Source organism: Pseudomonas sp. PDM19 (assembly GCF_014852215.1).
GTDB lineage: Bacteria > Pseudomonadota > Gammaproteobacteria > Pseudomonadales > Pseudomonadaceae > Pseudomonas.
The window spans coordinates 535,146-560,939 of the sequence record NZ_JACVBG010000002.1; the positions used below are offsets into that span (position 1 = coordinate 535,146).

The window sequence follows — 25,794 nt, forward strand, 5'->3', positions numbered from 1 at the left end:
TTGCATTTAATGCAATGTCGGATGTCCCCGAATAATTGACATCTGATAGTGCAGGAAAGGTCATGGAAACGGAAGGAAGCAAGGTTTCTCTCGATTTGCTGAAGAACGCTCCCGTGCTGATGCCGTGGCGGAAATTTGCGTCGTGGATCGGTATGGATGAGGGGGTAGTTGAGGGCTGGATTCGCGTGGGCTACATCCCGCGCATCAAGATCGGCAACCGCGTCATGGTGAATGTGGCGCTGCTGAGTCGTCGTCTGCTGGAACAGGAGGGTCTCTGATGAGCCTTCTTTCTCCGCTCAGTGCTCAGCGCGTTCGAGAAAAGCTCGCTGCTGCACGCCTGTCTTTCCGTCTGATGCACAAGGCTTTGGCCGATGGCTTCTCGGATGCAGCACGAAGATTCCATGAAGAAGGACGAATGGAGCTTGCCTCTGCGCGATTGACCGTCGAAGCCAACCGCGATGATGACGTTCTTCCTTCTATGCGGTGCCTGTTCTCCCTCGCCGTGATTCATCCGCGTCTGCCTACTGATCGCGAGGTGACTTCCGATGCTGTCGAAGTACCTGCACCAACCGCACGCCCCGGACTGCGACTGCTCTGTCTGCTGGTCCCGTCGCGAACTGCCAATGCCCGCTCCCTCCCTGTCCACACCCTGCACCGAGTGCCGCCCTACGCGAGTCTTCACGGTCGTTACCACGATGGCCAAGGTCGCTGGAGTGTGGCGCTCGATCCACTCGACGTACCGGGTGGAACCGGGTTCTACCTGCGCGAAACACATGCCCGCGCTCCGTCCGCCGAAGTACTGGTACGTTGTTTACGACAGCGGCAAGCCGACTCCTTTCGTGCCGATCCGCGAGCCATTCGAGCTGGGGACCTGAGCCATGCCCACTGACGCCACCTTCTGCGTAAGTTTGCTGTTCGCCCTCCTGACCTGTGTCGGCTTTCCCCTGATGTGCGTGGCTCACGAAATTTCGAAGTGGGCTGACCGCAACAGCCGCACCCAGGCCAAGCCGGTCCAGGGCCGCCGCACCGGCTTGTCCGAACGCGCGTTCCCGTTCGGACAAACGGAGCGCCGGGCGAAGCGCACCCTTGACCGTCCTCCGCCTTGAATAGCCTCCGCTCGGGAGTGAGGGGCAGCACCACCGCCCCGCGCTCCTGAGCCCTCGGCGGCGAGAGCGGGATGGTAAGGGCGGAGTCCTTACGACGTTTATCTAAGAGAGATGAAACTTTCTTATGTATCGATAGTTGGCACGAAAATGGAGTCCAGTCCTATCCAACAGTATCCAGTTTGAAAGTCTTTATTTGAAATTAATTGATCTATGAAATTTCAGTAGAAATAGATGTTTGAATAGTTCAGCAAAACAGTAATTCCCGCCATTTGAAGAGAAACAACCAAATCAGGTTGCGGGCCAACTCATGCCTAAAAAAGGCAAAAGGAGAACTAGCAATGAACATGTTTGCAACCACTGGCGGCGTAGTCGAACTCTGGGTCACCAAGACCGACACCTACACCTCCACCAAGTCCGGCGAGATCTTCGCCAGCGTCCAGGCCATCTCCCCGATCCCGGAAACCGCTCGCGGCAACGCCAAGGGCTTCGAGATCAGCGAATACAACGTCGAGCCAACTCTGCTGGATTCCATCGTCTTTGAAGGCGCTCCGGTGCTCTGCAAGTTCGCTAGCGTCGTCCGCCCGACTCAGGACCGTTTCGGCCGCACCACCAATACCCAGGTGCTGACCGAACTGCTCGCGACCGGCAAAGACGTGCACACCCCGGCACCGAGCCGCCAGCCGCAACCCCAGGCACAAGCCCAGCGCCCGACTCAGCAGCCGGCCAGCGACAAGCCCTCCGACAACAGCAAGTCCTGACGACGAGGGTAGGTAGATGAAAGCGCCGCTCCGTTTCGCCTTCGGCTGGGTTCTGTACGTGGCAATTCTTTGCGCGGTATCGCCTGCCGTGCGTGCGGTGCGCGAATTCTTCGAACCCTACCCGCTGGATTCCGTGATCGCTGTGGTCGCGGCGGCGTTCGTCTTCTTCGCCATTTGGTGGTTCGTCCTGCGCTCCTTCTGGAGCTGGTGCGACCGCCCGCGCAAGGAGGCCCGCTGACATGTCAGGCGTGGTTGCCATTCAGGTCTGCACCAGCTGGGCGTCCACGGCGGACGGCCTGATGCGCTGCCAGCAGATTGAGTGGCAACAGGCCTATCTGATTCCGCCCGAGGCCGCTGGAGCAATTGAAATCCTGGTCAACGGCGGGTTCTCCCTGGAGGCCTTCAGCATCGGTGCTGCGGGCGTTCTCGGGGCATTCGTGACGGGGCTTTTAACTGGCTGGGTCGCGTCACTTCTTCGTAAAGCCAAGTAGAGAGGAAACACCATGAACGCCATGAAACAACAGATCGCCAAGTTCAACCCGGTCCGCTCGTTCCGCAACCTGTGCATCGCCGGCACCGTCACCGCCGCGTCCTCGATGCCGGTTTGGGCAGCCAGCGTCATCGACACCAGCGCGGTGGAACAGGCCATCACCGACGGCAAGTCCGACATGTCCAACATCGGCGGCTACATCGTCGGTGCTCTGGTCATCCTGGCGGTCGCCGGCCTGATCTACAGCATGCTGCGCAAGGCCTAAGTGCTCTGGTCGGTGTGGTTGGGGGCGTTCTTCGCCGGCGCCTTCATCACCGGGTACCGCTGCGGCGAATTCTTCTAACGCGCTGATCCAAAGCGGAAGCCCCTCCGGTTCGTCCGCAGGGGCTTTTTTGTTGCTTGGAGTTCACATGAGGCAGGCACTTCTACTGCTCGCGCTGCTGGCCGGCTTCTCTTCGTCCGTCTTCGCCGAAGACTATTACTGGTACATGGTGGACGGGGATCGATATCCCTCTCCCCAGGCTGCGTGCAGTGCTTATGTCGCAAAGGGCTATCCCGTCGCCGGGCTACGTAACGCGGTGGCCGAAGCCTACGTGCTGCCGATGGATACCAAGATCTCCTTCCGCTGCCTGTTCTACAACCAAGTCGGCGAGAAGTATGGTCGCCTGCCGCTATCTCGGGGTGGTGATACCTGCTCCGGTAGCTACGACACCAACACCGGCATCTGCACGCGCCCCTCGGATGCCGAGTGCAAGACTCGCGGCAACTACACCAAGACGATTCAGTTCTCGTACACCGATGGCGGCGCAGTCCTTGAGCTCGATCCCGAAATCAAAGACGGATGTGTGTACGAGCCGGGTACGCCTGATAGCTGTGACGACAATGTCTGCACCGTAGACATGATCCCGGTGGGTAACGACGACATGTCGGATAACCCGGACAACCCGGATCAGCAGTTGCAGGACTACCTCGACGAACTGGCGAAGAAGTTCGAATGCAGCAAGACCGCCAACGGCACGGTCGGCTGTACCGGTGCCCAGACAACTCCGCCCGATATCGACCCCGACGACAAATGCCCTGATGGCTATTCGTGGTCGGGCTCCGCCTGCTTCCCCACCACGGGCGGTGGCAACGAAAACCCCGACGGCTCCGGCGGCAATACCGGTGGCGGCGATGGCGGAAACAATGGTGGCGACGGCGGCAGCAACCCCGGCACGGGTAACGGTGACGGCGGCGGCTCCACGGGTGGTGGCACGGGCGGCGGTGATGGCGGCACCAACGGCGGCGACGGCCCCAAAGAGTCCCTGGAGCAGCCCAAGCAAGGTAACTGGGATGACGCCCTCAGCACCTGGGAAGCCAAGGTTGCGGAAGCCAAGAAAGAGTTCTCCGAGAAGATCAAAGAGAACGCCGACCAACTGAAAGGGGTGTTCGACCTCAACCTCGGCGAGGGCGGCGGCAAGCTCCCCTGCGACACCTTCGTGGTCTGGAAAAAGACCGTCAGCCTCTGCTTCACCCCCTACGAAGAAAAGCTCTCCTACCTGCGCTACGCGCTGATGTTCATGGCATCGGTGCTGGCCGCGTTCGTCATTCTGAAGGAGTGACCATCATGGAATGGCTATCCAGCTTCTTTGACCAGATCGTCCTGTTCCTCCAGTGGATCTGGGACTTCCTCACCCAAGGGATCTACGACTTCATCAAGGACGGCTTCGTGGTCGCCACCCAGTGGGCCATGTACAGCGCACTCCAGTCGTTCCTATTCCTGCTCGACGTCAGCTACACCGTCGCCCGCGAGCTGATCGACAGCCTCGGCGTGTCCAACATGGTCCGCTCCATGTACGCCACCCTCCCCGGTCCGCTGGCGGCCGCGCTGCAATTTCTCGGCGTACCGCAGGCACTCAACATCATGTTCTCCGCCCTGGCCACGCGCTTCTGCATGCGCTTCGTGCCGTTCATTGGGAGGTGATCTGTGTCCATCAAGATTCACCATGGCCCCAACGGCTCGTACAAAACCTCCGGCGCGATTCAGGACGATGCCGTCCCCGCCCTCAAGGAAGGTCGCGTCATCATCACCAACGTCCGGGGCTTCACCCTGGAGCGGGCTTACACCGTCTTCCCTGATCTCCCCAACACCGCGCAGATCATCAACCTCGATCTGGAGTCGCTGGCCGACCTCGAAAAGATGCGCACGTGGTTTCAGTGGGCACCGCGGGGCGCGTTCCTGATCTTCGACGAAACCCAGTTGCTGTTTCCCAAGTCCTGGCGTGAACGCGATCTGGAGAAGTTCGATTTCCCTGGTGGCCCCGAGGCGGCGCACGAAGCGGATCGCCCCATGGGCTGGCTGGATGCCTGGACCCGCCACCGCCACTTCAACTGGGACATCGTCCTCACCACCCCGAACATCAGCTACATCCGCGACGACATCCGCATGACCTGCGAGATGGCCTACAAGCACTCCAACCTCGCAGTGATCGGCATTCCTGGCCGCTACAAGGAGGCCCAGCATGACGCCCAGCTCAACCGACCACCCGCTGACGGCACCATCGTCGAATACAAGCGAATCCGAAAGCAGACCTTCCGCCTCTACCAGTCCACCGCCACCGGAAAGACCCAGGACACCAAGGCAGGGAAAAGCCTGCTCCGGTCGCCTAAGTTGGTTCTTCTACTGGCATTGCTGGCCGGCACTATTGGCTTTGTCAGCTATATGGGACCTCTCAAGGTCGTCGGTGGTGGGGCTCAGCAAAACCCTGATTCTGCCCATCCTCAGCAAGTCGGCGAGCCTCATCCTCAAGGGGCTGCTCTACCTGCTCAAACGCCTACTACTGCGAATCGCGCTCTTCCTGCTGGTGCTGTTTTTGGCCAATCAGGTGTTTCGACTCTTCCACTAGCTGAGCATCCCTTCGCGGGCCGACAAATCGCCGTGGCGGCCCGCGTGAAAGGGCTGGTGAAGGGCATGCAGCGCGAGATGTACATGTTCGTCATCACCGACTCCGAAGGACGCCGGCTGATGCTCAATTCCTGGCAGATGGGCGAATCCGGCTACGGCGTGAAGGCCCGTTCGGAATGCGTGGCTGAGCTGTCCTACGGCGAGTACCACGAAACCATCGTGTGCGCCGGAGCCTTCCCCAGACAAGCGCAGCCACCCGCAGCAACGCCCGTAGAACTCGTAGCCGCCCCAGCAGCGCCCCCTGGGCCAACGCTGACCATCGTCCCCGATTCCGAATACCCCGCACGCCCCTGGAGGACCCAATGACCCTGCACGGCTTGATCAACGCCCTTGGGCTGCTTGCGCTCGCGTATGCGCTCGGCTTTCTCACCGCCTTGCAGGTGATGCAGCCGGTCGGGGCGTTTCCGTTTTGAGTCGGCGAGCCGCGCCGCCGGCCGGGAGCGCCAGGCACGAGCGGTAGGCCGAAGGCGCGGCCGACGACCCTGTAACACGTCGGATAACCCAGTTACTCATTGGATAGCATTGGATAGGTTTGAATCATGACTAAGGCAGCAGAACACCAGATACGCGCAACACTTCAGGAAGACGGGCAGTTCTTCGAGTCGCCCAAAGGGCGCATCTTTTTCAGCAGTAGGGCAGGGGAGTTCACCGATCTTTCCGGTGTGCGCCTGTTGCGTTGCGGCGTGGATACAGTCCGGCAGTTGTACAACGGTCTGATTCGGCCCGAGGTCATGGCGATCTTCGATGAGCCGGAAGACATCGTGGAGTTTGCCGGCTACCAGTGGGCCAAGGGGCGCATCGGTCGTGATTCCGGCTACCAGTACCGGCTACAGAACGCTGACATGGGTCTGATCCTGTTGATCAAGAACCATAACGTGAAACTGGAGAACATCGGCCCGCACCTCAAGATCGAAGTGTCGCCACATGCCCTGGATGGCGCCGATCCGTCGATCCTGCAAGGTATGCTCGATGACCTGGCCGCTGGCGTGCTCTCGGCCTGCGAAACCAATCAATGTGCAGTGCATCTTGCGCTCGACGTGCAGGGTTGGACGCCTCCGTCTGACTTGGTGGATCGCATGCATTGCCGGTCCCGGCGTGTTCGCCAGATCAGCGGCATCGAGCGTATCGAGTTCGATGGCAACGCCTCGGTGTACGGACGTGGTGAAACGTACATGTTCGGCTCGGCCAGCGGGCTGCAACTGTGCATCTACAACAAAACGCTCCAAGCCCGGACAACCGACAAGCTCGACTATTGGGAATGCGTTTGGGCCAACCTGAATGGCGATCCCTTCGGTGATGGTGACCCTGCTTACAACCCGCTAGAAACGGTTTGGCGTATCGAGTTTCGCTTCCACCATTCGGTGGTTCAGCAGTTCTCCGAAGGCTCCACCATGACCTCTGGTGAGGTAATCGGCTGCCGCACCTACGCGGGACTATGCCCGCACCTGCAAGGCCTGTGGGGCTACGCCTGTGAGAGCTTCCGGCTGTTGGACAGCCCGAAGGAGTTCAATCCGTTCTGGTCGCTCATCACCCTGGATACCCAGGTGCAGGTAGAGGCCGATCCGCTCATTGATCGCACCGAATACCGCCGCTACTACAAGACGGCTCAGGGCTTCTCCGGCAAGAACTGTGAGATGTTCCTGGGCCAGTTTGCCAGCCTCATTGCACGGGAGCGCGTACCACCAAAAAAAGCCTTAGAGGTCGGGCGTACTTTGCCCTTTTGGCATGTGATCGAGGATCACTACACCGCCAAGGGCTACAGCAGCCGCGACCTCGAAAGACACATCATTGGACTCATAAATGATCGGTACTTGAAGCGGGGGTACGCGATCTGATGGCGATCACCAAGCTGGAGGATGGCCGTTGGTTCGTCGACGTCGAGCCCATCAAGGGGAAGCGCTTTCGCAAGCGGTTCAAGACCAAGGGGGAGGCCCAACGCTTCGAAGCTTCGGTACGTGCAAAGCTGGCAGTGACGCCGGAGTGGAATCCCAGGCCGAAGGACACGCGCCGGCTGTCTCAACTCATAGAGCGGTGGTACGAGCTGCACGGGCATGCGATCACCAGCGGGCGACGTCGCAGGAACATGCTGCTGTTCATCGCTGCGAAGCTGGGGAATCCCATCGCTCAGACCTTCACTGTCTCTGACTTGGTGGCACTGCGTAAGGTGGAGTTGGAGGAGGGGGCGCTCCCGCGCTCGATCAACGTGCGGTATTCCTACCTAAAGTCTATCTATACCGAGCTGCGCCGACTCGGTGACATCGACTATGCCAATCCCCTGGACACGTTGAAGCCCCTAAAGCCTCAGCAGGATGTGGTGTCGTTCTTGTCGAAAGCTCAGGTCGCGACCTTGGTGTCTGCACTGCGAGATTACTCGACGTTCCCCCACTTGGCTCTGATTTCAGAGATCTGCTTGGCTACAGGAGCGCGATGGTCGGAAGCTCAACGTCTGACTTGGCCGATGGTTCGTGTCGGCTGTGTGGTGTTTGCCAACACCAAGTCGAAGCGAGTACGGACGGTGCCAATCTGCCAGGAGCTGCAAGATCGCCTTGAGGCCTACTTCGCCAAGAAAGACCGTTTTCCGTTCTGCCGAGAGGCATTCGCCCGTATGGTGAAGCGCTGCAATATCGAGCTGCCGCGTGGTCAGTGCACCCACGTTCTGCGCCACACCTTCGCGTCGCACTTCATGATGAACGGGGGCAACATCTTGGCGCTCAAGGAGATTCTTGGGCACACCTCGCTGAACATGACGATGCGTTACGCTCACTTGTCGCCGGAATATCTCCAGGACGCTGTTCGGCTCAATCCATTATCGGCCTACGACGCGCTTCCTATGATGGACACAGTTGTCTGATATGCATGTGACCTTGTATTGGAAACTCTGCTGCTGCTCGCTGTATGCATGTTTTTTCTCTTGCTGTATCGCCTGCTTTACATAATTTCACTTAAAGCACAATTTCGAATAAAAGGAATTTCTACTGGTGATTATGTAAGTGTGATGCCTGTCACATTTTTCTTGTCCTTGTTTTTCCGCTCTCGCTACGCTCAGAAAGATTTATCAGGAATAAAATCGCGCAGCAGGAAACTAGAATGAAAATACAATTTGGAATGAATGTCTTCTTGCTATCGGCTGTTTTTCTATTGGCGGGTTGCGTAACTCCTGCGTCTTACACTGACCCGATAATAAAATATCAAAAAGCTTCAACAATTGTTATTGAGAGTGCGCGAACCCAGTATACGTTGGCGAATAAAAAATCAAGAGATGCATTGATTGACCAGCTGACGGCAAAGAATGAGCGAATAACCTTTAAAAGTATTGAACAGTCTAAGTTGATTAGTGCAGACGCTTTACAGGTACGAATGGATGCGCTCGATACATTGGCGAAGCACGGTGAGCTTCTTCTGGCTCTTGCTAGTAACGACTCGGCTGATAAGGCGGTAACTTCCGCGCGAAAACTTAGCACGGCTGTGAGTAGCTTAAAGGGTGCAGTAAACGAGAGTCAGGGGGTTAATGGGTCGAGGGCAACCGAAAACCTTGCCGGCCCGTTTGCAGAGTTGGCTGGAAAAATAGCTAGCATGGTGATTGAGCAAAAAATTAATGCTGAGTTGAAATCAGCAATAAATCAATCAAATAAGAAGGTTGATGCACTAATTGACTCCATAGAGGAAGATATGCGTAACCTCTATGCGGCTCAAAGGTCCGATTTGGTGATTGCTCGTCAGGTGTCGGTCGATGATTATAACTGCCAATCGGAAGGCGCGGCTTGTAAGGATGATAATGGGAAGCCGATAAAGGTAAGCAAATATCCAGCTTCCGAACGCAAGAAGACCGCCTCCGAGGTTAAAGCTGTCGAGGATAAGTGGGATGCATTTATCACAACAAATCCAGCGCCGGGTTTTAATGCTATGCGTGATGCGCACAGTCAATTGGTTACTTATGCGAACAGCAGTAAGAGTCCCCAGGATTTCGCGCAGCTAACTGAGGCCATGGATGTGTTTGTTTCGCGAGCTGTAATGATCAGTGAGTCGATTGAGACTATTCGCAACGCACAGGAGGAAGGAAAATGACTCGTCAGGAAATTATTAATCTCATTGGTGATGTGATTTATGATGTCAATTCATTGATGACTGAGCAGGATAGAGGGCCTGATTGGAATCGGCTTGAAGATGTTTCGGAAAGCTTGTACTTCTATCAGCGAAAGCTGATAAAAAATTCCTTTGAGTTAAATACGGATAAGCTTAGAGGGTTGGCCAAGGAACTTGGTGAGGTAAATAAAGAAATTCAAGGTACTATAGATAAGGTTGGTAAATTTTCTGAGACCCTGGATACCATGGCTAAATTTGTCGGCGTGGTGGAGAATTTATTGCAAGCGTTAGGGGTGGCGCTTGCTGGGCTGGTTCTGGGTAAGTGAAATTATTTGTAGGATATAGGAATGAAAGTATCCATAGCATTTCAGGATTCTACATGCGATCCGGTTCAAGATGATATTCTCAGTGTTCTTGAGGCTGAAGCTAAAGGGGCCGGTCATGAAATTGGACTGGCTTCTCCAGAGACGACAGCTATCAATGTCGACTATTCCCTTACTTCTTCCGTTCCTGGGAACTCTTTTGATAAGACAGTTTATAAGTGCGAAGTTTTTGCAGTGATTGTTTTTCCTGGTAATGAGACGGAAGAGATTCAGGCGACAGATCAGAGAGAGTACCCCACTCCAACCACTCCTCGGGATGACGCTTCACATAGAAAATCTATTTCGAAAAAATGTGCTAGGCATGCCGCTGTTAGAATAATTGAGGTGTTGTCAGGTTTTAATGATTGACGATTTGTATGAGTTGTTGAAGGTGCCTTTTAGTTGTCAAGGTGGCCCTAATCGTTTCGGTAGATTGGTTTCCTTTTCGAGCTTAAAGGCGTTCTGCTTTGGAGTAAGCATCCGCTTCGATGGTTGGCCAGCGTCGGTAGTGAGGGGCAAGTTCAAACATACTAACCTGTCAGCTAGGTCTTAACCGCCGTGAGGATTCCTTCTGGTCGGTCCGCTAGGACCGCTCCTTAGCCTTCGACACTTCTTCGACACCCTTTACGGTGTTGATGAAAAATTGTCTTTTAGATCAGTGATTTAAGAGTCTGGTGTCCGCCGTTGGCGATTTGCGCGTAAAATGACCGGCTTTTCGTCTTGCCCTTCGGATTCCAGAGCACCATGGCCAGCACCCTTTCGGTCAACCAGAACAAACTGCAGAAACGCCTGCGCCGCCAGGTTGGCGAAGCGGTCACCGACTTCAACATGATCGAGGACGGCGACAAGGTGATGGTCTGCCTGTCCGGCGGCAAGGACAGCTACACCCTGCTGGACATCCTGCTGTACCTGCAGAAGGTCGCGCCGATCCAGTTCGAGATCGTTGCGGTGAACATGGACCAGAAGCAGCCTGGCTTCCCCGAGCACGTGCTGCCGGCGTACCTGGAGTCCGTCGGCGTGCAGTACCACATCATCGAGAAGGACACCTACTCGGTGGTGAAGGAGAAGATCCCGGAGGGCAAGACCACCTGCTCGCTATGCTCGCGCCTGCGCCGTGGCACCCTCTATACCTACGCCGACGAGATTGGCGCGACCAAGATGGCGCTGGGGCACCATCGTGACGACATCCTGGAAACCTTCTTCCTTAATATGTTCTACGGCGGCACCCTCAAGGCCATGCCGCCCAAGCTGTTGTCCGACGATGGCCGCAACGTGGTGATCCGTCCGCTGGCGTACTGCAACGAGAAGGACATCGAGGCCTACTCGTTGCTCAAGGAGTTCCCGATCATCCCGTGCAACCTGTGCGGCTCGCAGGAAAACCTGCAGCGGCAGGTGGTCAAGGAAATGTTGCTGGAATGGGAGCGCAAGTCGCCGGGCCGCACCGAAATCATGTTCCGCGCCCTGCAGAACGTGGTGCCGTCGCAACTGGCCGATCGCAACCTGTTCGACTTCAACAGCCTACGCATCGACGAGACCGCCACTCCGCGCTTCCTCGACGTGATGAACCTGTAAGACCTCGCAAGGACGCCCGATGCGCGATTACCCGTGGCTGTACGAATACTGCCTGAACCGCTTCGGCTCGGTCGAAGCGTTGGAAGCCCGTCTGCCGCAGGCCAGGTCCCCGGCCCAGCTGGCGGCGGTCAGTGATGATCGCTACCTGTCGCTGATCAGCCTGCGCATCTTCCGCGCGGGGCTCAAGCACAGTCTGGTGGATGCCAAGTGGCCGGCCTTCGAGGAGGTCTTCTTTGGCTTCGATCCGGAGAAGGTCGTACTGATGGGCGGTGAGCGCCTGGAAAACCTGATGCAGGACACTCGGCTGATCCGTCACCTCGGCAAGCTCAAGAGCGTGCCGCTCAACGCCCAGTTCGTCCTCGACATCGCTCGGGAATACGGCAGCTTCGGCAAACTGCTGGCCGACTGGCCGTCCAGCGATATCGTCAGCCTTTGGAAGCTGCTGGCCAAGCGGGGCAATCAGTTGGGCGGCATGTCCGCGCCGCGCTTCCTGCGCATGGCCGGGAAGGACACCTTCGTTCTCAGCGATGATGTGGTCGCGGCGCTCAAGGCCCAGGAAATCGTCGACAAGACGCCGACCAGCCTGAAGGACCTGGCGCTGGTTCAAACTGCGTTCAACACCTGGCAGGAACAAAGCGGCCGGCCGCTGTGCCATATCTCGATGATGCTGTCGTACACGGTCAATCACTGACGCGCGGCCCGGCCGCGAGGGAGGGGCGCATGGCTTCGGCCGTCGAACGCACCGGCGCGGCACTGGGCCGCGCCGAACGCATCCTGGTGATCACTGGCGCCGGGCTGTCCGCGGACTCGGGCATGCCGACCTATCGCGGCCTGGGCGGTCTTTACAACGGACGCACGGCGGAAGGGATACCCATCGAAGTGGCGATCTCCGGCCCAATGCTGCAGAAGGACCCGGCGCTGTGCTGGAAGTACCTGGCTGAACTGGGCAAGGCCTGTCTGAGTGCGCAACCCAACGCCGGCCACGACGCTATTGCCGAACTGCAACGGCTCAAGCCGGAGTGCTGGGTGCTGACGCAGAACATCGATGGCTTCCATCGTCGTGCTGGTTCGCCGACGGAGCGGCTGATCGAGATTCATGGCGAGCTGGCGCCGCTGTACTGCCAGTCGTGCGGTCTGGAAAGCAGCGAACTGGCCGGGCATCTCGATGGCCCGCTGCCGCCGAAATGCGCGCGCTGTGCAGGCGTATTGCGCCCGCCAGTGGTGCTGTTCGAGGAGATGCTGCCGGAGGAGGCGATCGACACGCTCTATGCGCAATTGCGCAAGGGATTCGATGCCGTTCTGCTGGTGGGGACCACGGCGAGCTTCCCCTATATCATCGAGCCGGTGCTGCGCACGCGGGACGCGGGAGGCTTTACCGCCGAGGTAAATCCGGGTCTGACCGACCTCAGTTCGGTGGTCGAAGAAAGAATGGTTGGTCGAGCCTTAGACATTATGCCGCGCCTGCTAAGTCACATTCCTCGATAAAAAACTTGCATTGGCCCCATTGAGCGGGCAAATTAGCCCGCTAATAAATGGAGCTAATGAGACACGGTCGTGCCCATGCTTAAACGCTTAGCACCCCTCGTGCCCATGAGTTTCGTTCTGCTGCTGGCAGCTTGCGCCAGCCATTCGCCGGAATCGCAGCCGAACCAGGTCGCTTCAGTGCCTGCCACTCGAGCAGCGTTCCAGGTCAATCAGCACAACATAGCGCTGATGAATGAGTCGCAGGACGAGGGGGCCAAAAACGATAACGGCAGTTCGACTGCCCATGTATCCGATATTCTGGATCGCGCGTTCTCGCTGATCGGTACGCCGTACCGTTTTGGCGGGAAATCCGAGCGGACCGGCTTCGATTGCAGCGGTTTCGTGGGCTATCTGTTCCGCGAAGAAGCAGGCATCAGCCTGCCGCGCTCCACGCGTGAGATGATCAACATGGATGTCCCGCTGGTCTCGAAAGAAGACCTGCAGCCGGGCGACCTGATCTTCTTCAACAACCGTGGTCGCGGTCGGGTCAGCCATGCCGGCATCTACATCGGTGACGGACAGTTCATCCACTCCGCCAGCCGCCGTGGCGGTGGTGTGCGAGTGGACAGCCTGGACGAGAGCTACTGGCGCCTGAGCTATATGGAAGCCAAGCGCGTACTCGAGCCCGGCTTCGAGCCGAAGACAGTGACTCGCTAAACTTAAAGTTTTACTTTAAGTATTGCGCTCAAGTCACTGTTGGTACAAAGTGATGGCACTCCTTGACGGGATGCCATCACATGCTCGTTCCTCAGCGCATCATTCTCCTCGCTGCTCTCGCCTCGCTGGCCGCCTGTGCCAGTCGTACCCCGCCGTCGCCGCCCCCCGTGGTGAATGCGCCCACTGCTCCCGTCTACAACACCCAGGCTGCTGACGATGTCCTGATCCGTGCCATTGGCCTGGTCGGTACTCCCTATCGCTGGGGCGGCAACACGCCCGACGGCGGATTCGATTGCAGTGGTCTGATTGGCTATGTCTACCGCGATGCCACCGGCCTGATGCTGCCGCGCTCCACCCGCGAGATGATTACCCTGCGCGCGCCCACAGTTGGCCGTGAGTCCCTGCAAAGCGGCGATCTGGTGTTCTTCGCCACCAGCGGTGGACGTGGCGTCAGCCATGCAGGTATCTATGTCGGGGAAGGGCGCTTCGTTCATGCGCCCAGAACGGGCGGGACCGTGCGCCTGGACAGCCTTGACAGCGCCTACTGGCAGAAAGCCTTCCTGGAAGCCAAGCGTGTCCTCGCCGTGCAGAGTCTCGCCCTCCACCCCTGATCTTCAGGAGGGCCCATGACCACCCGCACGCTGAACCTGGACGACTCTCTCTACCAGTACCTTCTCGACGTTTCCCTGCGCGATTCCCCCGTCAAGGCACGCCTGCGCGCCGAGACGGCCAACCTGCCGATGTCCCGCTGGCAGGTCGCTCCGGAACAGGGGCAGTTCCTTGCCCTGCTGGTCAGGCTGACCGGCGCCAAACGCATCCTCGAGATCGGCACGTTCACCGGCTACAGCGCCCTGTGCATGGCCGAAGCTTTGCCAGAAGGCGGCCACATCCTCTGCTGTGATCTTCCCGGTGAGCACAACGAAATCGCTCGAGGCTACTGGCGTGACGCTGGCGTCGATTCGCGCATCGAACTGCGCCTCGGCCCCGCTCTGGCCACATTGGAGGCCCTGGTGGCTGGCGATCAGCAAGGCAGCTTCGACCTGGTCTTCATCGACGCGGACAAGGCGAACTATCCCGCCTATCTGGAGCACGCCCTGACCCTGCTGCGCGAGGGCGGCCTGGTGATCTTCGACAACGTGCTGTGGAGTGGACGGGTGCTGGAGGCGAATCCTGAAAGTGTGGACACACGGGCGATCCAGCAGCTCAATCTGGCGCTGAAGACGGATGAGCGCGTGGATTACTCGCTGGTGCCGATCGGTGATGGCATGAGCCTCTGCCGCAAGTGCGCAAAATGACGCTGTAGTGCCAATCGCAGCTGGCCAGTCGGTTTGCTCAACGTCGCGACCTCGGCGGGGCTACTTTGTTTCGCTTGGAATCGGCCGAGCTGTTTCTTCAAATCACAGAGATGTTGACTCGAAAATAAGATGAGTAGGGCAATAAGCGTGTGTGGAGCTGGATGCGCCGAAGTGAGGGATACCCGCCATTGCCTGCGAGAGGCACTCCCGGGGGCATTACTGCTGTCAGTGTTCGCATTCCTCGTGCAATGGAGGTTCGGTTTTGGTTGGGCAGATGAGGGATTGCTCTGGTACGGCTCGCAAAGGGCTGCACTGGGCGAGATTCCGCTACTTGATTTCTTCAGCTACGACCCGGGGCGCTATTACTGGAATGCGATGATTTTTCGCCTGGCCGGCGATGCCGGGCTGTTCACCTTGTTGCTCTCCTGTTCGCTGTTTGGCGCGCTGGGCCTCGCGGCAGCCTGGTTTGCCTTATGTCGTGCGCGCATCCCTGTGCTCTGGAGGGTGGGGTGCGTGGTGGTTCTGCTAGTGGGGTTTGGTTTTCCTCGGCACAAGATATTTGAGCAGAGCTTGTCCTTGATCCTGGTTTGCGTTGTATTCGAGACGCTGCTCAAGCCGGGCTCGGCCAAGCGTTGGATGTTGTTCGGTCTGGCAACTGGTGTTGCGGCCATGGTTGGCAGGAACCATGGGGTGTTCTTTGTCGTCGCGGCGATCCTTACCGGAGCCTACCTAGTACGAATTGGGAGAAAGAACCTCTTCTTTATGGGCTTCCGCAGTTTTTCTGCTGGAGTGATTGTCGGTTATCTTCCCGTGATTTTGCTTTTCCTGGGCAATGTGGAGTTCCGCAAGGTATTCATTGACTCGGTGCTCTTGACTTCGCAATGGCAGTTGCCATTGCCCATTCCGTTTCCCTGGCGCGTGGACTGGTACCAGGCACTGACCCTTGAGCAACTACAAGCCATCGCGGTTGGCCTTCTCTGCCTTTTAGTGCCGGCCCTCTACCTCACCGGCGGCCTTCTGCTTCCGGTCACTGGATTGGCCATCGCTCGTCAAATGCCGCAGCGATTGCTCCTGGGGGCTGCAAGCATTGCTGGCCTACCCTATCTCCACCAGGCTTTCGACAGGGCCGACTTCGGGCATATCGCGCAATCGGTTCTGCCGGCAGTTCCGGTCGTGTTCATACTGCTTTACCTGTCATCGCGACAACCCGGATGGCGAAGGCTGACGCCCGTCCTATCGGTGGCGGCTACCTTGGTGGTGCTGTTGGCCTGGCTACCTTCAGAACCGATCGTACAAATGCTCCGCGCGCAAAAGGCCAATCCGCAAAGCGTACAGCCCGTGTCGATGGGCAGTAAGAAATTTCTGCTCTACCGCTCACAAGCCGATGTGCTGGAGACAGTAAGGGCAATCGCCGCAAAATGCTCTTTGAAGGATGGCGAGTTCATGGCTGCGCCTAGTTTCCCTGGGGTTTACGCTTTCCTGGGGCTGAAGGCGCCATTTTGGGAGATGTATTACCTCTATCAGCGCTCACCAGAGTTCCAGCGTAAGCACATCGCAGCGATTGGCGATACGCAGTTGATCCTGCTTGCGCCGGAAAATACCGTCGATTTGCTGGAGCGGCTAAAACTGGCCAATACCTATGGGTTATTGCTCACATATATCAGAGAGCACTACCAAGAGCTTTCCATTCCTACCTTGCCGGCAGGTACTGTGCTATATGCAAAACCCGGCTCCTGCGCCGCCATGCTGAATGTGCAGCGCTGATTTTGTCATTCTTGAGAAACAAAAAAGGCACGCCAGTTGGCGTGCCTTTTTTGTTTCCTGCGCCTGAATCAGGCTACGTCGACCAGAATCACTTCGCTGTCTTCCAGCGCCGTGACCTTCACCATCGTCTCGTCGGCGATGGCGGCACCGTCGCGGGCCTGCAGTTCGACACCGTTGACCTCGACCTTGCCGGTTGCCGGCACCAGGTAGGCGCGGCGACCGTTGCCCAGTTCGTACTCGGCGGTCTGGCCGGCCTTCAGGGTGGCGGCGACCAGGCGGCCTTCGGCGCGGATGCGCAGGGCGTCGGTGTCGTTCTCATAGCCGCTGGCCAGGGTCACGAAACGCCCGGCGCGGTCGCCTTTCGGGAAGGGTTTGGCGCCCCAGGACGGCGTGCCGCCGCGTACCGAAGGGATGATCCAGATCTGGAAGATCTTGGTGACATCCTTCTCCAGGTTGTACTCGGAGTGCACGATGCCCGAGCCAGCGCTCATCACCTGCACATCGCCCGCTTCAGTACGGCCCTTGTTGCCCAGGCTGTCCTGGTGGGTGATCGCACCCTGGCGGACATAGGTGATGATTTCCATCTCGCGGTGAGGGTGCGGCGGGAAGCCGGTGCCGGCGGCGATTTCGTCATCGTTCCAGACGCGGAGGTTGCCCCAGTCCATACGCTCGGCGTCGTAGTATTCGGCGAAGGAGAAGTGGTGCTTGGCGTTGAGCCAGCCGTGGTTGGCGCCGCCGAGTTGCTGGAAGGGTCTGCGTTCGATCATGACTTAGTCCTCGTGGGGCGCGGCTCGCCGGTGGGCCAGTCCGCGCGGTTCATGGGACTATCTTCTCTCGCACTTGATCGATAAAAAAGCGCAAATATCGGCGTATATTGATCGAATAATTCGATTTTATTCGGCTGCGCGCTTCTCACCCTGGTCGAGGAACTTGCTGAGGAACTGGCGAGTGCGCTCTTCCCGGGGATGGGCGAACAGCGCCTTGGCGTCTCCCTGTTCGACGATCACGCCCTTGTCGATGAAGATCGCCCGGTTCGCGACGTCGCGGGCAAAGCTCATCTCGTGGGTGACGATGACCATGGTGCGCTTTTCCTGGGCCAGGCCGCGGATGGTGGCCAGGACCTCACCGACCAGCTCCGGGTCCAGTGCCGAGGTGGGCTCGTCGAACAGGATCACGTCCGGCTGCATGGCCAGGGCGCGGGCGATGGCGACGCGCTGCTGCTGGCCGCCGGAGAGGCGCTTGGGGTACGAATCCTCCTTGCCCGCCAGCCCGACCTTCGCCAGCAACTGGCGCGCGCGCTCGATGGCCTGGGCGCGGGGCTCCTTCTTCACGATGATCGGGCCTTCCACCACGTTCTCCAGCGCGGTGCGGTGGGGGAACAGGTTGAAGTTCTGGAAGACGAAGCCCACGTGTTGGCGCAGCTTGCGGATCAGCCCCTGCTGGCCGCTGAGCGGTCTGGATGCGTCGATGAGTATGTCACCGACCTTGATGGTTCCGCCGTTGGGCGCCTCCAGCAGGTTCAGGCAGCGCAGCAGGGTGGTCTTGCCCGAGCCGCTGGGGCCGATGATCGCGACCACTTCGCCGGCCTCGACGGTCAGGTCGATGCCCTTGAGCACCTCCTGGCCGCGGAACTGCTTGGTCAGCTGGCGAACTTCGATCATGCGTCGTGCTCCTGGTCATGGCGGTTGACCCGGTCTTCCAGGCGGTTCTGCAGGTGCGACAGGATGCTTGCGAGGATCCAGTAGATCAGCGCCGCAGCGAGGTACATGGTGAAGACCTCGAAGGTGCGTGCGGTGATCAGCTGGGCCTGGCGGAACAGTTCTGGGACCTGGATGGTGGCGGCCAGGGCGGTGTCCTTGACCAGCGAGATGAAGCTGTTGCCCAGCGGCGGCAGGGCAGTGCGCGCGGCCTGCGGCAGGATCACCCGGCGCAGGGTCTCGGCACGGGTCATGCCGATGCTGGCGGCGGCTTCCCACTGGCCTTTGTCGATGGAGCCGATGGCGGCGCGGAGAATTTCGCAGACGTAGGCGGCCATGTTCAGCGAGAAGCCGATCAGCGCCGCCGGCAGCGGGTCGAGTTCGATGCCGGCCTGGGGCAGGCCGTAATAGATCATGAAGAGCTGGACCAGCAACGGCGTGCCGCGGAAGAACGACACGTAGATGCGCGCGATCCAGCGCACGGGGGTGAAACCGTACAGGCGCATCAGCGCCAGAACGAATCCGAGCAGCAGTCCGAAGAACATGCCGCCTACGCTGAGGACTACCGTGAAGACCGCGCCCTTCAACAGGAAGGGCGCGGAATCCAGCGCAAGCTGCAGGCTTTCTTCGATCATTGGGTGACGTCAGCCTGGAACCACTTCTCCGACAGTTTTTTCAGCGTGCCGTCGGCCCTGAACTTCTCGATGGCCTTGTTCAGCGCCGCGAGCAATTCGGGGTTGCCCTTGCGCAGGGCGATGCCGGCTTCCTGGCGGGCGAAGGGGGCGCCGGTCAGCGCCATGGCGCCTTTGGTCTTGTTGACCATGTCGAAGGCCGCCAGACGGTCCACCAGGATCACGTCGATGCGGCCACTGCGCAGGTCCTGGAACTTGGTCGGGTCGTCTTCGTAGGTCCGCACGTCAGCCTGCGGCACGTGTTCGCGCAGCCACTGTTCGTAGTTGGTGCCCAGGCCCACGCCGACTTTCACGCCTGCCAGTTTCTCCGGCGCGTCGTACTTGCCTTCGTCACCCTTGCGCACCAGCGCCTGGATGCCGGAAACGGTATAGGCGTCAGAGAAGTCGTACTTCTTCTTGCGCTCCTCGGAGATGGTTACCTGGTTGATCACCAGGTCCAGTCGCTTGGACTCCAGCGCGGCGAGGATGCCGTCCCACTTGGTTGGCTGGAGCTTGGCGGTGACGCCCAGTTCCTTGGCGATCAGGTGAGAGAAGTCCACTTCGAAGCCGGCGAGTTTGCCGTTCTCGTCCTGGAAGCTGAAGGGTGGGTAGGTGCCCTCGAGGCCGACGCGGACTTCGCCTTTCGACTTGATCTGGGCGAGCAGGTCGTCGGCGGCCTGGGCCTGGCCGAAGAGGCTGGCTCCGAGGGAGAGGGTCAGGCTGGCAAGCAGGAAATGACGTCGCAGTGCGGAGAAGGTCATGGTGGTCCCCGTTTTTGGTGTTTTAAGCAGGTTAGTCAACGCGTGGCGACTATATGGGCAGAATCGTTATGCAATAAAATAATAAAAAATTACATACCTAGTTCTGATTATTAGGTAGGTCAATTCGCCGAATGGTAGGCGAACAGCGCCGGCGAACCTCCGGTGTGCAGGAACAGGATAGGCCCGGGTTTCACGAAGCGATCACGGCGGATGCCGTCGAGCAATCCGGCCATGGCCTTGCCGGTGTACACCGGGTCCAGCAACAGGCCTTCCTGGCTTGCCAGCAGGCGCACCGCCTCTAGCGTGCCGGCATTGGGTTCGCCGTAGCGCGGTCCGAAGTATTCGTCCCACAGTTGCACCTTCGGCAGGGCCGGCGCGTCGTGGCCGAGCAGTTCCAGCGTGCGTTCAACCAGCCCTTCGACTTTCGGTCGTTGTGCTGCGTCGGTACGCGAGACGGTCACGCCGATGACATCCAGTTCCGGCAGGGAATCGGCCAGGGCGATTGCCAGGCCGGCATGGGTTCCTGCGCTGCCGGAGGCGAGCACCACGGCGGAGAATTCCTGGCCACTGCCATGAATCTGCTCCGCCAGTTCCAGCCCGGCGCGCACGTAACCCAGGGCGCCCAACGCATTGGAACCGCCAATGGGCACGAGGTAGGGCTTGCGGCCTTCGCGGCGCAGGCGCTCGCCGGTTTGCGCCAGCATCTCGTCCGCGGTATCGAGGTTGGGTACGAGTTCGACTTCGGTGCCGAACAGGTCCAGCAGCAGGCGGTTGCCGTTACTCAGGTAGTTGTGGTCATCGGTGCCGATGGGGTTTTCCAGCAACGCCACGCAGCGCAGGCCCAGCTTCGCCGCGACAGCGGCAGTCTGGCGCACATGGTTGGACTGGATAGCCCCGGCAGTAACCAGCGTGTCGGCGCCGGCCTTCAGGGCATCGGCGGTGAGAAACTCCAGCTTGCGTACCTTATTGCCGCCCAGGGCGAAGGGCGTCGTGTCATCGCGCTTCACGTACAGCTCGCGGCCCAGCTGTGCGGACAGCCGCTCCAGCTTGTCCAGTGGCGTCGGGCCGCCGGCCAGGTCGAGTCGGGAAAAGCGGGCGAGGGCTTCGCGCAGGGAGCTCATGGCGGGTTCTCGGAGTGACGGCGGGATGCGTCACGATAGAGCGCGCGCGGGGCGACCGCAATGTGGCCGGCGGCCGCGTGACGCCGACCTGCACGGGAATGTCGCGCGACGATCCGCGAACTTGCCGTGGGAATCTCCGGAGGCTGTGAATCAATGTGCGGACAGCGGCGCAGCGAACCGCTACGCTCCACGCTCAGATCCGGAAGCCATAACCGGGCGATAACGAAAACAGGAAAACCAGGGCGGGAAATCCGATGACATCAGCAGTACTTTCACGCGCTTCGCTGCAACGCTGGACGCTTCAGCTACTCGGCGCACTGGCCCTGATGCTGGGGCTGAGCAGCCCGGCGCTGGCCGACCGGGTGATTCCCTCGGGGATGATGGTGGGTTTCGTCGATAGCGCGGTGTACCCGGTGATCACCCTCAAGCGGCCGAAGCCGAGCCTGTTGCGCCAGGTGATCACCATCGGGCTGTACAAGAAGACCATCAGCTACCCGCTGTCGGTCACCATCCGCATCCGCGACGAGAACAACCGCTTCATGGTCTACGGCATGCTGCCGAAGATCACCGGCAAGTTCGTCGGCATCAAGATGGGCCTGGATAGCCGGATCAGCCAGATCTGGGTGATGACCGAAGCAGAAGCGACCGAGTACGTGACCCGTCCGGACACGCTGTTCCCGCCGACGAGTTGATGGCTTTGCTTGCGGGTTGAAGGTCTGCCCACGCCGCTCGTGCGGGCGGGCAGCCGGAAGAGGGCGACTTCGGCTATCATGTGCACCGTTTCAAACCTTTCAGAACCGGTCTACCCATGACGTCCTCTCAGCAGCCGCCCCGCGACGAAAGCGCCGACAACGCGCAGGAACAACCCAAACTCTCCCTGGCCGAGCTGGCCAAGGCCGCCCTTGCTGCGCAGCAGCAGGCGAAAACCGCCTACCAGCATCGCAAGCCTCACGACCAGGCCGAGTACCGCCCGCCGCATCCGCGCGGCTCGCGTCGCTCGATGGGCAAGCGCTGAGGCAACCTCTCGTCTGAAACACCGTCGGCCGGCGCTCTTGTGGGGGCGCTGGCTGAACTGCGGCGACCGGCATCGGTCGTATCCGCATCGGCCTTGCCATGCTGGCTGGCCATTCCCGCTCTCGCGAACCCGTCACGGATAGACACCTGCGCCCTATGCCCCGGCAGAAGGGGCGCCTCGCGTCCAAGGAGAATCCATGAAAGTCCTCGTTCCCGTCCTTTCCCTGCTGGCGCTCGCCGGCTGCATCACCATGACCGGCAATTACGAAGTCAGCGCCCGTGACGAGTCCGGCAAGGCCCTGAGCAACGGCAAGTTCCTCGCCCACGGCAGCGGCATCTATACGGTGCGCAACTCACTCTGCTCGGTCTATCCGAAGGCCATCGTCACCATCAAGGACGTGGAAACGGACCAGGAGCTGGAGGGCGAAAGCCCCTACCACTGTCGCTGAGCCCTCTCACGGGGCAGGTGGCGTGAGCTTCTGCATCTGCCCCTGCTGCAACGTCCACTCCACCACCTGCGCGGAAAGTTGGTCGGCCGCCTTGCCGAAGGCGCTGACCACTTCGGGTAGCTGCTTGCCGTCCACCGGCTGGCGGACTTCGAAGGTGCGCGAGGCGACGATGCGCTGGCCGAGGGTGCGCACCAGGCGCGCGTCGTAGCGGATGTGGATCACCGGCTGGCCGTTCTGGTACTCGCTCTGGAAGGCGCGCAGCTCGCCGGTCAGGTCGAGGTCGGCCTGCAGGCTGGCTTCGTCACTGCTCAGGGCGCGCACGCTGCCGTTGGCGGTGAAGGCGTCGAGCAGGCGGTCACGCAGCAGGCCCGGTGCGCGGTTGCTCCAGCGCGCGCCCTGGTAGCTGCTCAGCTGGTTGCCCTGCGGGACCACGGCGATGCGGTTGCTGTCCAGTGCCAGGCTGGCGTTGGGGGCGCTGACGCGCAGCGACCAGTTGACCGCCGCATTGCTGCGCGCGGGTTGCTGGGTGGCGGGCAGCAGGTAGAAGTCCGGGCTCTCCGCTTCCGGGAGGATCGAGCAGGCGCCCAGCAGGCTGACCAGGGCGGCGACACCGAGCAGGCGGGGAAGGGCGGTCATGGCTGGAACTCCTTGTTGCGCTCGCGGCCGAGCAGGTAGCCGGTGGGGTTCTCCTGCAGGCGGCGGGTGACGCCGCGCAGGTCTTCCAGGGTGGAGCGCAGTTCGCGGATCGCCGGGCCGATCTCGCCCAGGCCATTGAGGCCGCCATTCACCGAGTCGTAGTTGCTGCCCAGCAGTTGTTCCACGCGTTCGCTGCTGGTGCGCAGGGAGGCGAGGGTCTTCTGGGTGTCGTCGAGGATATCCTGGCCCTTGCCGCCCAGAGTCTGGTTGGCCCGTTCGAGCAGCTGGCTGGCGTTGGCCAGGGTGATGCGCGCCTGCTCGCTGGCGGCGGCCAGTTCCTTGAAGGTCTGGCGGATGTCGTCGCGCTGCTCGGCGACCACGCCGGTGGCCTGGTCGATGTGGTCCAGGGTACGGCTGATGCGGTCGACGTTCTCCTGGGAGAACATGCGGTTCACGTTGTTGATCAGATTGTTGATGTTGGTGGCGATGTCTTCGCCGTTGGCCAGCAGCTTGGCGAAGGGCGAGGGGATGGTCTTGATCACCGGCACCTCGCCGTCCTTGCTGGCCAGCGGTGGGCTGTCCTGGGCGGCGCTGGAGAGCTGGATGATGGCCTGGCCGGTGACTCCGGTGAGGGCCAGCTTGGCGCGCGTGTCTTCGCGGATCGGTGTGCTGTCGTAGACGCGGATGCGTGCGCGGACCTTGCGCGGGTCGTTCGGGTCCAGGCGCAGGGACACCACGTCACCCACGCGGATGCCGCTGTACTGCACGGTGCCGCCCTCGGACAGGCCGGTCACCGCCTCGTTGAAGATCACGTCGTAGATCTTGTACTTCTGGTCGTTGCTCGACTGCGCCAGCCACAGGGCGAAGAGCAGCGCGCCGATCGACACGACCAGGGTGAACAGGCCGATCAGCACGTGATGGGCACGGGTTTCCATTCAGCTTTCCTCCCGCAGGTGTTCGGTGGCCTGCAGCGCAGCACGGCCGCGCGGGCCGTGGAAGTAGTCCTGCACCCAGGCGTCGTCGGTCCGGGCGACCTGGTCCAGCGGCCCCACCACCAGCACGCGTTTCTGCGACAACACGGCGACGCGGTCGCAGATGGTGTAGAGGGTGTCCAGGTCGTGGGTGACCAGGAACACCGTGAGGCCGAAGGCGTCGCGCAGGGTCAGGATGAGTTGGTCGAAAGCCGCCGCGCCGATGGGGTCGAGGCCGGCGGTGGGTTCGTCGAGGAACAGAATGTCCGGGTCCAGCGCCAGGGCGCGGGCCAGGGCGGCGCGCTTGACCATGCCGCCGGAAAGCTCGGCCGGGTATTTGCCGCCGGCATCCGGCGGCAGGCCGGCGAGGGAAATCTTCACCTTGGCCATGAACTGCGCATCGGCGCGGGACAGCCCGGCATGCTCGATCAGCGGCAGGCAGATGTTCTCGCTCACGGTCAGCGAGGAGAACAGCGCGCCGTTCTGGAACAGCACGCCGAAGCGCCTTTCCAGCTTCGAGCGTTCCAGCGGCGGCAGCGCCGGCAGGTTCTGCCCGAAGACATGCACGCTGCCTTCGCTGGGCTGGCGCAGGCCGATGATGCTGCGCAGCAGCACCGATTTGCCGGTGCCCGAGCCGCCGACCACGCCGAGGATCTCGCCTTTCATCACGTCGAGGTCCAGGTGCTCGTGCACGGCATGGGTGCCGAAGCGGTTGGCGAGGTCGCGGACGACGATGATCGGTTCGCTCACCAGCCCATCTCCATGAAGAACAGCGCGAAGACCGCATCCAGCAGGATCACCACGAAGATCGACTGGACCACGCTGGAAGTCGTGTGCTCGCCCACCGACTGCGCGCTGCCGCTGACGCGGAAGCCTTCCAGGCAGCCGATCACGGCGATGATGAAAGCAAAGACCGGGGCTTTGACGATGCCGACCAGGAAGTGCTGCACGGCAATGTCGTTCTGCAGCATGTAGAGAAACATGCGCGGCGAGATATCCAGGGCGAGGGCACAGACCACGCCGCCGCCGAAGATGCCGGAGATCATCGCCAGGAAGGTCAGCATCGGCAGGGTCAGCAGCAGGGCCAGCACCCGCGGCAACACCAGCAGTTCCACAGGGTCCAGGCCCAGGGCCTGGATGGCGTCGATTTCCTGGTTGGCCTTCATCGAGCCGATCTGCGCGGTGAAGGCACTGGCGGTGCGGCCGGCGAGCAGGATCGCGGTGAGCAGCACGCCGAATTCGCGCAGGAAGGAGAAGCCCACCAGGTCGACGGTATAGATCTGTGCGCCGAATTTCTGCAGCACCGTGGCGCCAAGGAAGGCCACCACCGCGCCGACCATGAAGGTCAGCAGGGCGACGATGGGCACGGCGTCCAGCCCGGTTTCCTCCATGTGCGCGGCCAGCGAGGTGAGCCGCCAGCGTCGCGGGCGCAGCAGGTTGCGCAGCAGCGTCTGCAGGGTCAGGCCGATGAAGCCGAGCAGGCCGACCAGGTGCTCGCGGAAGGTCAGGGTGGCGATGCCGATGCGTTCCAGCACGTCGACCAGCGCGTTGCCGGGCTCTGGCGCCTTTTCGTCCAGGCGGCACTGGGTGATGGCGCTGCCGACGGCGCGCAGCAATGCCTGGCGCTCGGCGGGGAGGTTGCGGGCGATCTGTTCCAGCTGGCTCATGCGCGCGCCGCCGATGATCTCGGCGAGCAGTGCGGCGCCGGCGGTGTCCAGCGCGCCGAGGCCGGCGAAGTCCAGCGTGGCGGGGGACTCGGCGTGACGCTGGGCGGCTACCTGGGCTTCCAGCGCGGAGAAATGCGCGAGCGTCCAGTCGCCGCTGACATGCATCAGCGGTGGGCTGGCGGAGGTGTCGAGCTGAAGCTGGCCGGGCTGGGCGGTCATCGTCATGGTTCGCATTCTAGCGGAGTTACACAG

The 25,794-nt window shown here is 60.5% G+C and carries 34 protein-coding genes; 25 read left to right on the forward strand and 9 right to left on the reverse strand.

All coding sequences use genetic code 11. The features are described 5' to 3' along the window. Nucleotides 1–62 precede the first annotated feature (62 nt). The 22 genes from IB273_RS10720 to IB273_RS10825 all read left to right on the forward strand — a co-directional run bounded on the left by IB273_RS10720 (nucleotide 63) and on the right by IB273_RS10825 (nucleotide 16,555). Nucleotides 63–278, forward strand: a complete 216-nt coding sequence (locus IB273_RS10720; RefSeq protein ID WP_192224043.1) for a DNA-binding protein — start codon at nucleotides 63–65, stop codon at nucleotides 276–278. Nucleotides 279–545: 267 nt separating this feature from the next. After that, nucleotides 546–875 (forward strand): lysogeny maintenance protein PflM, encoded by a 330-nt coding sequence (gene pflM, locus IB273_RS10725; RefSeq protein ID WP_192224044.1) that lies wholly within the window; start codon nucleotides 546–548, stop codon nucleotides 873–875. Between the two features lie 3 nt (nucleotides 876–878). Beyond that, nucleotides 879–1,106 (forward strand): hypothetical protein, encoded by a 228-nt coding sequence (locus tag IB273_RS10730; protein ID WP_192224045.1) that lies wholly within the window; start codon nucleotides 879–881, stop codon nucleotides 1,104–1,106. Nucleotides 1,107–1,444: 338 nt separating this feature from the next. After that, entirely contained in the window at nucleotides 1,445–1,864 is a 420-nt protein-coding gene (locus tag IB273_RS10735; RefSeq protein WP_192224046.1) for a DNA-binding protein, read from the forward strand. 16 nt (nucleotides 1,865–1,880) lie between these two features. Further along, nucleotides 1,881–2,102, forward strand: coding sequence for a hypothetical protein (locus IB273_RS10740; protein WP_192224047.1), 222 nt, complete (start codon nucleotides 1,881–1,883; stop codon nucleotides 2,100–2,102). 1 nt (nucleotide 2,103) lies between these two features. Continuing rightward, a complete protein-coding gene (locus IB273_RS10745) occupies nucleotides 2,104–2,355 on the forward strand; it encodes a hypothetical protein (RefSeq protein ID WP_151188024.1) in 252 nt (83 codons plus the stop codon). Between the two features lie 12 nt (nucleotides 2,356–2,367). Beyond that, the gene (locus IB273_RS10750; RefSeq protein ID WP_192224048.1) at nucleotides 2,368–2,619 is read left to right on the forward strand and encodes a major capsid protein; all 252 of its coding nucleotides are present in this window, start codon (nucleotides 2,368–2,370) and stop codon (nucleotides 2,617–2,619) included. A gap of 145 nt (nucleotides 2,620–2,764) precedes the next feature. Further along, complete coding sequence (locus IB273_RS10755) at nucleotides 2,765–3,955, forward strand: hypothetical protein (RefSeq protein WP_192224049.1); 1,191 nt, start codon at nucleotides 2,765–2,767, stop codon at nucleotides 3,953–3,955. Between the two features lie 5 nt (nucleotides 3,956–3,960). Beyond that, nucleotides 3,961–4,317, forward strand: coding sequence for a DUF2523 family protein (locus tag IB273_RS10760; protein WP_081520099.1), 357 nt, complete (start codon nucleotides 3,961–3,963; stop codon nucleotides 4,315–4,317). Between the two features lie 3 nt (nucleotides 4,318–4,320). Then, the gene (locus IB273_RS10765; protein ID WP_192224050.1) at nucleotides 4,321–5,604 is read left to right on the forward strand and encodes a zonular occludens toxin domain-containing protein; all 1,284 of its coding nucleotides are present in this window, start codon (nucleotides 4,321–4,323) and stop codon (nucleotides 5,602–5,604) included. A gap of 233 nt (nucleotides 5,605–5,837) precedes the next feature. Then, nucleotides 5,838–7,133, forward strand: coding sequence for a hypothetical protein (locus IB273_RS10770; RefSeq protein ID WP_192224051.1), 1,296 nt, complete (start codon nucleotides 5,838–5,840; stop codon nucleotides 7,131–7,133). Next, nucleotides 7,133–8,149, forward strand: a complete 1,017-nt coding sequence (locus tag IB273_RS10775) for a tyrosine-type recombinase/integrase (RefSeq protein ID WP_192224052.1) — start codon at nucleotides 7,133–7,135, stop codon at nucleotides 8,147–8,149. Before IB273_RS10770 ends, IB273_RS10775 begins: the two co-directional genes overlap by 1 nt. Nucleotides 8,150–8,385: 236 nt before the next feature. Then, nucleotides 8,386–9,363, forward strand: coding sequence for a hypothetical protein (locus IB273_RS10780; RefSeq protein WP_192224053.1), 978 nt, complete (start codon nucleotides 8,386–8,388; stop codon nucleotides 9,361–9,363). Beyond that, the gene (locus IB273_RS10785) at nucleotides 9,360–9,707 is read left to right on the forward strand and encodes a hypothetical protein (RefSeq protein WP_192224054.1); all 348 of its coding nucleotides are present in this window, start codon (nucleotides 9,360–9,362) and stop codon (nucleotides 9,705–9,707) included. The genes IB273_RS10780 and IB273_RS10785 overlap by 4 nt, the downstream gene beginning before the upstream one ends. Before the next feature lie 21 nt (nucleotides 9,708–9,728). Continuing rightward, on the forward strand, nucleotides 9,729–10,112 hold the full coding sequence (locus IB273_RS10790; protein WP_192224055.1) for a hypothetical protein: 384 nt from the start codon (nucleotides 9,729–9,731) through the stop codon (nucleotides 10,110–10,112). A gap of 375 nt (nucleotides 10,113–10,487) precedes the next feature. Beyond that, nucleotides 10,488–11,315 carry a tRNA 2-thiocytidine(32) synthetase TtcA gene (gene ttcA / locus IB273_RS10795; protein ID WP_192224056.1) on the forward strand — a complete coding sequence of 276 codons (828 nt, stop codon included), beginning with the start codon at nucleotides 10,488–10,490 and terminating at the stop codon, nucleotides 11,313–11,315. Nucleotides 11,316–11,334: 19 nt separating this feature from the next. Next, complete coding sequence (locus IB273_RS10800) at nucleotides 11,335–12,006, forward strand: DNA-3-methyladenine glycosylase I (protein WP_192224057.1); 672 nt, start codon at nucleotides 11,335–11,337, stop codon at nucleotides 12,004–12,006. A gap of 29 nt (nucleotides 12,007–12,035) precedes the next feature. Then, a complete protein-coding gene (locus IB273_RS10805; protein WP_192224058.1) occupies nucleotides 12,036–12,800 on the forward strand; it encodes an NAD-dependent deacylase in 765 nt (254 codons plus the stop codon). Between the two features lie 69 nt (nucleotides 12,801–12,869). Further along, nucleotides 12,870–13,496, forward strand: coding sequence for a C40 family peptidase (locus IB273_RS10810; protein ID WP_139791663.1), 627 nt, complete (start codon nucleotides 12,870–12,872; stop codon nucleotides 13,494–13,496). 80 nt (nucleotides 13,497–13,576) lie between these two features. Beyond that, the gene (locus IB273_RS10815; protein ID WP_081520108.1) at nucleotides 13,577–14,107 is read left to right on the forward strand and encodes a C40 family peptidase; all 531 of its coding nucleotides are present in this window, start codon (nucleotides 13,577–13,579) and stop codon (nucleotides 14,105–14,107) included. 15 nt (nucleotides 14,108–14,122) lie between these two features. Beyond that, nucleotides 14,123–14,791, forward strand: a complete 669-nt coding sequence (locus IB273_RS10820; RefSeq protein ID WP_151188012.1) for an O-methyltransferase — start codon at nucleotides 14,123–14,125, stop codon at nucleotides 14,789–14,791. A gap of 171 nt (nucleotides 14,792–14,962) precedes the next feature. Beyond that, nucleotides 14,963–16,555 carry a hypothetical protein gene (locus IB273_RS10825; RefSeq protein WP_192224059.1) on the forward strand — a complete coding sequence of 531 codons (1,593 nt, stop codon included), beginning with the start codon at nucleotides 14,963–14,965 and terminating at the stop codon, nucleotides 16,553–16,555. 68 nt (nucleotides 16,556–16,623) lie between these two features. Here IB273_RS10825 and IB273_RS10830 read toward each other — a convergent pair whose 3' ends face one another. The 5 genes from IB273_RS10830 to IB273_RS10850 all read right to left on the reverse strand — a co-directional run bounded on the left by IB273_RS10830 (nucleotide 16,624) and on the right by IB273_RS10850 (nucleotide 20,805). Then, nucleotides 16,624–17,322, reverse strand: coding sequence for a pirin family protein (locus IB273_RS10830; protein ID WP_151188010.1), 699 nt, complete (start codon nucleotides 17,320–17,322; stop codon nucleotides 16,624–16,626). A 126-nt stretch (nucleotides 17,323–17,448) separates the two neighbouring features. Next, nucleotides 17,449–18,216: an L-cystine ABC transporter ATP-binding protein TcyN gene (tcyN, locus tag IB273_RS10835; protein WP_192224060.1), complete on the reverse strand. Its 768-nt coding sequence runs from the start codon at nucleotides 18,214–18,216 to the stop codon at nucleotides 17,449–17,451. Continuing rightward, a complete protein-coding gene (gene tcyL / locus IB273_RS10840) occupies nucleotides 18,213–18,884 on the reverse strand; it encodes a cystine ABC transporter permease (protein WP_171049556.1) in 672 nt (223 codons plus the stop codon). The genes tcyN and tcyL overlap by 4 nt, the downstream gene beginning before the upstream one ends. After that, nucleotides 18,884–19,684 carry a cystine ABC transporter substrate-binding protein gene (tcyJ, locus tag IB273_RS10845; RefSeq protein ID WP_081520114.1) on the reverse strand — a complete coding sequence of 267 codons (801 nt, stop codon included), beginning with the start codon at nucleotides 19,682–19,684 and terminating at the stop codon, nucleotides 18,884–18,886. The genes tcyL and tcyJ overlap by 1 nt, the downstream gene beginning before the upstream one ends. Before the next feature lie 119 nt (nucleotides 19,685–19,803). After that, nucleotides 19,804–20,805 (reverse strand): D-cysteine desulfhydrase, encoded by a 1,002-nt coding sequence (locus IB273_RS10850; RefSeq protein WP_081520115.1) that lies wholly within the window; start codon nucleotides 20,803–20,805, stop codon nucleotides 19,804–19,806. A gap of 254 nt (nucleotides 20,806–21,059) precedes the next feature. On the opposite strand from IB273_RS10850, the gene IB273_RS10855 reads away from it, so the two are divergent. From IB273_RS10855 to IB273_RS10865, 3 genes are all read left to right on the forward strand, one after another. Beyond that, nucleotides 21,060–21,497, forward strand: a complete 438-nt coding sequence (locus IB273_RS10855; protein WP_225594643.1) for a hypothetical protein — start codon at nucleotides 21,060–21,062, stop codon at nucleotides 21,495–21,497. A 116-nt stretch (nucleotides 21,498–21,613) separates the two neighbouring features. After that, complete coding sequence (locus IB273_RS10860; protein WP_045210393.1) at nucleotides 21,614–21,820, forward strand: hypothetical protein; 207 nt, start codon at nucleotides 21,614–21,616, stop codon at nucleotides 21,818–21,820. 196 nt (nucleotides 21,821–22,016) lie between these two features. After that, on the forward strand, nucleotides 22,017–22,268 hold the full coding sequence (locus IB273_RS10865) for a hypothetical protein (protein WP_151188007.1): 252 nt from the start codon (nucleotides 22,017–22,019) through the stop codon (nucleotides 22,266–22,268). Nucleotides 22,269–22,274: 6 nt separating this feature from the next. Here the strand turns inward: IB273_RS10865 and IB273_RS10870 are convergent, their stop codons facing one another. The 4 genes from IB273_RS10870 to IB273_RS10885 are packed head-to-tail and all read right to left on the reverse strand — an operon-like array spanning nucleotide 22,275 to nucleotide 25,767. Further along, nucleotides 22,275–22,904 carry an ABC-type transport auxiliary lipoprotein family protein gene (locus IB273_RS10870; RefSeq protein WP_192224061.1) on the reverse strand — a complete coding sequence of 210 codons (630 nt, stop codon included), beginning with the start codon at nucleotides 22,902–22,904 and terminating at the stop codon, nucleotides 22,275–22,277. Then, a complete protein-coding gene (locus IB273_RS10875) occupies nucleotides 22,901–23,839 on the reverse strand; it encodes an MlaD family protein (protein WP_081520119.1) in 939 nt (312 codons plus the stop codon). The genes IB273_RS10870 and IB273_RS10875 overlap by 4 nt, the downstream gene beginning before the upstream one ends. Continuing rightward, nucleotides 23,840–24,625 carry an ABC transporter ATP-binding protein gene (locus IB273_RS10880; protein WP_151188005.1) on the reverse strand — a complete coding sequence of 262 codons (786 nt, stop codon included), beginning with the start codon at nucleotides 24,623–24,625 and terminating at the stop codon, nucleotides 23,840–23,842. Then, nucleotides 24,622–25,767, reverse strand: a complete 1,146-nt coding sequence (locus IB273_RS10885; RefSeq protein ID WP_192224062.1) for an ABC transporter permease — start codon at nucleotides 25,765–25,767, stop codon at nucleotides 24,622–24,624. Before IB273_RS10885 ends, IB273_RS10880 begins: the two co-directional genes overlap by 4 nt. Nucleotides 25,768–25,794: the final 27 nt, after the last annotated feature.

Bases quoted from the DNA above. Each gene is read 5' to 3' on its own strand.
- IB273_RS10720 (WP_192224043.1), top strand. From the start codon at position 63: ATGGAAACGGAAGGAAGCAAGGTTTCTCTCGATTTGCTGAAGAACGCT.
- pflM (WP_192224044.1), top strand. From the start codon at position 546: ATGCTGTCGAAGTACCTGCACCAACCGCACGCCCCGGACTGCGACTGC.
- IB273_RS10730 (WP_192224045.1), top strand. From the start codon at position 879: ATGCCCACTGACGCCACCTTCTGCGTAAGTTTGCTGTTCGCCCTCCTG.
- IB273_RS10735 (WP_192224046.1), top strand. From the start codon at position 1,445: ATGAACATGTTTGCAACCACTGGCGGCGTAGTCGAACTCTGGGTCACC.
- IB273_RS10740 (WP_192224047.1), top strand. From the start codon at position 1,881: ATGAAAGCGCCGCTCCGTTTCGCCTTCGGCTGGGTTCTGTACGTGGCA.
- IB273_RS10745 (WP_151188024.1), top strand. From the start codon at position 2,104: ATGTCAGGCGTGGTTGCCATTCAGGTCTGCACCAGCTGGGCGTCCACG.
- IB273_RS10750 (WP_192224048.1), top strand. From the start codon at position 2,368: ATGAACGCCATGAAACAACAGATCGCCAAGTTCAACCCGGTCCGCTCG.
- IB273_RS10755 (WP_192224049.1), top strand. From the start codon at position 2,765: ATGAGGCAGGCACTTCTACTGCTCGCGCTGCTGGCCGGCTTCTCTTCG.
- IB273_RS10760 (WP_081520099.1), top strand. From the start codon at position 3,961: ATGGAATGGCTATCCAGCTTCTTTGACCAGATCGTCCTGTTCCTCCAG.
- IB273_RS10770 (WP_192224051.1), top strand. From the start codon at position 5,838: ATGACTAAGGCAGCAGAACACCAGATACGCGCAACACTTCAGGAAGAC.
- IB273_RS10775 (WP_192224052.1), top strand. From the start codon at position 7,133: ATGGCGATCACCAAGCTGGAGGATGGCCGTTGGTTCGTCGACGTCGAG.
- IB273_RS10780 (WP_192224053.1), top strand. From the start codon at position 8,386: ATGAAAATACAATTTGGAATGAATGTCTTCTTGCTATCGGCTGTTTTT.
- IB273_RS10785 (WP_192224054.1), top strand. From the start codon at position 9,360: ATGACTCGTCAGGAAATTATTAATCTCATTGGTGATGTGATTTATGAT.
- IB273_RS10790 (WP_192224055.1), top strand. From the start codon at position 9,729: ATGAAAGTATCCATAGCATTTCAGGATTCTACATGCGATCCGGTTCAA.
- ttcA (WP_192224056.1), top strand. From the start codon at position 10,488: ATGGCCAGCACCCTTTCGGTCAACCAGAACAAACTGCAGAAACGCCTG.
- IB273_RS10800 (WP_192224057.1), top strand. From the start codon at position 11,335: ATGCGCGATTACCCGTGGCTGTACGAATACTGCCTGAACCGCTTCGGC.
- IB273_RS10805 (WP_192224058.1), top strand. From the start codon at position 12,036: ATGGCTTCGGCCGTCGAACGCACCGGCGCGGCACTGGGCCGCGCCGAA.
- IB273_RS10815 (WP_081520108.1), top strand. From the start codon at position 13,577: ATGCTCGTTCCTCAGCGCATCATTCTCCTCGCTGCTCTCGCCTCGCTG.
- IB273_RS10820 (WP_151188012.1), top strand. From the start codon at position 14,123: ATGACCACCCGCACGCTGAACCTGGACGACTCTCTCTACCAGTACCTT.
- IB273_RS10830 (WP_151188010.1), bottom strand. From the start codon at position 17,322: ATGATCGAACGCAGACCCTTCCAGCAACTCGGCGGCGCCAACCACGGC.
- tcyN (WP_192224060.1), bottom strand. From the start codon at position 18,216: ATGATCGAAGTTCGCCAGCTGACCAAGCAGTTCCGCGGCCAGGAGGTG.
- tcyJ (WP_081520114.1), bottom strand. From the start codon at position 19,684: ATGACCTTCTCCGCACTGCGACGTCATTTCCTGCTTGCCAGCCTGACC.
- IB273_RS10850 (WP_081520115.1), bottom strand. From the start codon at position 20,805: ATGAGCTCCCTGCGCGAAGCCCTCGCCCGCTTTTCCCGACTCGACCTG.
- IB273_RS10855 (WP_225594643.1), top strand. From the start codon at position 21,060: ATGACATCAGCAGTACTTTCACGCGCTTCGCTGCAACGCTGGACGCTT.
- IB273_RS10860 (WP_045210393.1), top strand. From the start codon at position 21,614: ATGACGTCCTCTCAGCAGCCGCCCCGCGACGAAAGCGCCGACAACGCG.
- IB273_RS10865 (WP_151188007.1), top strand. From the start codon at position 22,017: ATGAAAGTCCTCGTTCCCGTCCTTTCCCTGCTGGCGCTCGCCGGCTGC.
- IB273_RS10870 (WP_192224061.1), bottom strand. From the start codon at position 22,904: ATGACCGCCCTTCCCCGCCTGCTCGGTGTCGCCGCCCTGGTCAGCCTG.
- IB273_RS10875 (WP_081520119.1), bottom strand. From the start codon at position 23,839: ATGGAAACCCGTGCCCATCACGTGCTGATCGGCCTGTTCACCCTGGTC.
- IB273_RS10885 (WP_192224062.1), bottom strand. From the start codon at position 25,767: ATGACGATGACCGCCCAGCCCGGCCAGCTTCAGCTCGACACCTCCGCC.